This window comes from Methylobacterium amylolyticum (assembly GCF_030700245.1).
In the GTDB taxonomy this organism is placed as follows: domain Bacteria; phylum Pseudomonadota; class Alphaproteobacteria; order Rhizobiales; family Beijerinckiaceae; genus Methylobacterium.
The window spans coordinates 1-3380 of the sequence record NZ_JAUYZI010000123.1; the positions used below are offsets into that span (position 1 = coordinate 1).

Genomic DNA, 3380 nt, shown 5'->3' on the forward strand with positions numbered 1-3380 from the left:
GCCCCCGCCTCACCCAGGCGGGACGCCCGATGCCGCGCTTCCACTTCAACGTCCACGACGGCGTCAGTCGTCTCGACCTAGAGGGCACCGAGCTGCCCGACTGGCGCGCCGCACGCCTCGACGCGATCCGGCTGGCCGGCGAGATCCTGCGGGACGAAGCCGAACGGGTCGCCCTGGGCGAGGACTGGCGCATCGAGGTCACCGACCATACCGGCCTCGTCCTGTTCCAGATGGCGTTCCTCGTGATCGACGCGCCCGCTCTGCTCCGAGAGCAAGCCGTCGTGCCGAACCGGTGACCGCGACCCTGCATCCGTCCTGGGCGCGCGCGGCCCCTCTCTCCCCCGGAGCCGTTCGCACATGAACGACCACAGCCCGGGCTCGGGACGCAGCGACGGCCCGATCGGGCTCGACAGCCCGCTGGCGCGCAAGCTGCACCGCATGGCCGCCCTATCGGACGACGACCGGCAGCGGCTGGCGGTCGCCCTGTCCCGGGCCCGGCTCGTCGAAGCCCACGCCGACATCCTGGCGGAAGGTGACGACCCGCGCGCCGTCAACGTCGTCCTCGACGGCTGGGCCTGCCGCTACCGGCAGCTCGCGGATGGCCGCCGCCAGATCGTGACGCTGCTCCTGCCCGGCGACGTGTGCGATCCGCAGGTGTTCCGGAAGCGCCACGTTCACCACGCCCTCTGCGCCCTCACACCGATCACCCTCGCGCAGATCCCCGGGGGCGCCTTCCAGGAGCTGACAGCTCGCAGCGCGACGCTTGAAGCGGCGTTCCTGCACGAGCGCCTGACCACCACCGCGATCCAGCACGAATGGACGGTCAGCCTCGGCCGCCGCTCGGCGATTGAGCGGACCGCCCACCTGCTGTGCGAACTCCACGCACGGCTGGAGGCGGTCGGCCTCGCCGACGCGGTGAGCTGTCCGATGCCGCTGACGCAGATCGATCTCGCCGATGCGCTCGGCCAGACCCCGGTGCACATCAACCGGGTGTTGCGGGATCTGCGCAGCCAAGCCCTGCTCATCCTACGTCACCGGCGCCTGACGCTCGTCGACGGTGCGCGGCTGCGCGCCCTGGCGCTGTTCGACCCCGCATACCTGTTCGACGACGACATCACCGGTTCCGCCCAGGAAACATGAGACGATGCCGCTGTACCACTTCCATCTGCGGACCCCGGACGGGCTGGAGCGCGACGAGACCGGCCTCGTGCTGCGCGACCTCGACGCCGCCTACCTGGAGGCCTGCGCGACGATCCCCGGCCTCTCGGTCGACCTCCTGCGAGAGGGCCGCGATCCGATGGCCTGCACCTTCGTGATCACCGGCGCGCCCGATCCGGACCGCATTCTGCTGGAAGTGCCGTTCGACGAGCGGGTGCGTCACATCGGGCGGCCGACCACCCCTGCATCGCCCGCCGCCGCGACGGCGCTGACGCGGGCGCAGCGGCTGATCGTCGAGTTGCGGGTGGAGCACGCCACGCTGAAGCGCAGGCTGCGCGACATGCAGGCGCTGCTGGCGAAGCCCCCTACGGCACCGCCACCGACAGGCTGACCCGGGCGGTCATCACCCGCTCGCCGCGCTCGTCGAGGGCGTCGGCCCAGAACTCGTTGCGGCCGCCCTCCGTGCCCTCGTCGGCCAGTATGGCGGCGAGCGTCCTGCGCAGCATCCGCGCCAGGGCCTCTGTGTCGGGCAACTCGATCCCTTCCGGATCGTGGGCCTGGAAACCGTCGGACGTGCTGATGAAGTAGCGCGGCATCGTGCCCCTCGCTGCTGGGGCGAGAGCACACGCAACCCTCGGTCGTCGGCGCCCGGGTAGTCAGCCGACGATCGCGGGACCGTGGACGAGTTGGACGCGCGGCACCCTCACGTAGGTTGTACAGCCCGCGGGCGGGCTACGGCTCGCCGTGGATCCTGATGTAGGCCTCGCGCAGGGCGACGAGAGGGCTGGGCTCAATGCTGCTGTCCATGCCGCTTCGAGATCGCCCGGGCGATCTCGCTCCCGATTGCGGCTAGCAGCAGCCGGGCGGGGGCCAGGAGGTGCGCGACGCCGGAGGCCTGGATCGCCTCGTAGACCTCGATACCGTGATGGGCGGCATGGTCGAGCGCGGCGCGGTCCACATCACTGGAAAGCTGATCACCTTCGGCAGGTCCGGCCGTGATGTCGATGAGCATACCCATCGTGCGCAGCGGCGTGCCGTCCTCATCCCGGTAGGTCTTTCCGCGGCACAGCACGCGCCGGGACCCGTTCCCCTCCAGGCGCACTCGGCATTCGTCGGCCCAGATGCCGTCCGAACCGGCTGCGGATCCCATCCGCTCGTGCAGCCGGGCCGCGTCGTCGGCGTGTACCCCAGTCAGGGCGTCCACGGGAGTGAGGTCGCGCCATGCCATCTCGGGGTCGCCGGCCAGCAGCCCGGCCGCGCCCGGGCAGTATCGGGCCGTCCCCTGACGGTGGTCCCACTCCCACAACCCGAGCACGCCGGCCGCCGTGAGCGCCCCCTTGCGCCACTCCCAGGCGTCCGTCGGCTGATGGTCCTCATCTCCGGCCATCGCACCGCCCCAGTCGTTCAGGTCTAAGCCCGATGCCACATTGTAACTCAGGTTAACGGGGCAACTCACCGTGCTCGCATGAGTTCAGACCGGGGGAAGCGCCGCGATGTCCGATACCGATGACGAAGCCGCGCGTGCCCGCCGGGTTCTGAGCGAGATCGCCCATGCCCTCGACATGCCATTGGAGGCATTCTTCTCGCGGGTCAGTGCCGAGCGACGGGGCCCATCCGAGGCGGAGGAGCAGGAACTGATCGGCTTGTTTCGATCAATCCGCGATCCATCGAAGCGCCGGCAATGTCTGGATCTGCTGCGTACGATGGCGGGACCGCCGGGCGTATGATCAGGGTGAAGTTCGAACGTGGAAGGCCCGCCCCCGACAGGTGATGGGGGCGGGCCTCGACTGCGACGACGCCGGCGAGGCCGCGCGGATCCTGGGAAGGACGGGACGCTGCTCAGGAGACGTGCGGACTGGTGGGCCCGGTCGCGAGAATGAGCCTACGACCCTGCGGTCAACAAAGCGTTGTGCCGGACTGCGCATGCCTCGATCGCGGCAGGGGCACCGCTGGGTGGACGCGCTGCTGGCGGATCGGTTGAGGTCGGCGCCCGGCTTCACGGGGCGGCGCCGGTCACCCTGGAGAGGATCGGAAGGGCGCACTTTAGCATTGCTGGCGCAATGCCGGTGCTCATGCCGCCGCTCCCCACAGCAGGGAGCCGCTTCGGGGGTCTGTCTGCGGCCCGGCTCGCTTGCCCGCCCATGCCGATCTGGAGGCAGCCTCAGCGTCGCCCTATCGCTCGCTGACCGGCGCCGTGAGCCCTGCGATTGCCGGTCGCCCAG

At 70.4% G+C, this 3380-nt stretch carries 6 protein-coding genes; 4 read left to right on the forward strand and 2 right to left on the reverse strand.

The features are described 5' to 3' along the window. From Q8W71_RS32610 to Q8W71_RS32620, 3 genes are all read left to right on the forward strand, one after another. A partial coding sequence (locus tag Q8W71_RS32610; protein ID WP_305529446.1) for a DUF6894 family protein occupies positions 1 to 296 on the forward strand: 296 nt, incomplete at its 5' end. A gap of 61 nt (positions 297 to 357) precedes the next feature. Beyond that, on the forward strand, positions 358 to 1140 hold the full coding sequence (locus tag Q8W71_RS32615; protein WP_305529067.1) for a Crp/Fnr family transcriptional regulator: 783 nt from the start codon (positions 358 to 360) through the stop codon (positions 1138 to 1140). Between the two features lie 4 nt (positions 1141 to 1144). Beyond that, positions 1145 to 1549, forward strand: a complete 405-nt coding sequence (locus tag Q8W71_RS32620) for a DUF6894 family protein (RefSeq protein WP_305529455.1) — start codon at positions 1145 to 1147, stop codon at positions 1547 to 1549. Here the strand turns inward: Q8W71_RS32620 and Q8W71_RS32625 are convergent. Together Q8W71_RS32625 and Q8W71_RS32630 are read right to left on the reverse strand one after the other, a co-directional pair. Then, positions 1524 to 1754 carry a DUF6894 family protein gene (locus Q8W71_RS32625; protein WP_305529456.1) on the reverse strand — a complete coding sequence of 77 codons (231 nt, stop codon included), beginning with the start codon at positions 1752 to 1754 and terminating at the stop codon, positions 1524 to 1526. The genes Q8W71_RS32620 and Q8W71_RS32625 overlap by 26 nt on opposite strands. A gap of 194 nt (positions 1755 to 1948) precedes the next feature. Beyond that, complete coding sequence (locus tag Q8W71_RS32630) at positions 1949 to 2545, reverse strand: PAS domain-containing protein (RefSeq protein WP_305529457.1); 597 nt, start codon at positions 2543 to 2545, stop codon at positions 1949 to 1951. Between the two features lie 106 nt (positions 2546 to 2651). Here Q8W71_RS32630 and Q8W71_RS32635 point away from each other — a divergent pair, with 106 nt between their 5' ends. Next, complete coding sequence (locus tag Q8W71_RS32635; RefSeq protein WP_305528575.1) at positions 2652 to 2885, forward strand: hypothetical protein; 234 nt, start codon at positions 2652 to 2654, stop codon at positions 2883 to 2885. The last annotated feature ends 495 nt before the right edge of the window (positions 2886 to 3380 follow it).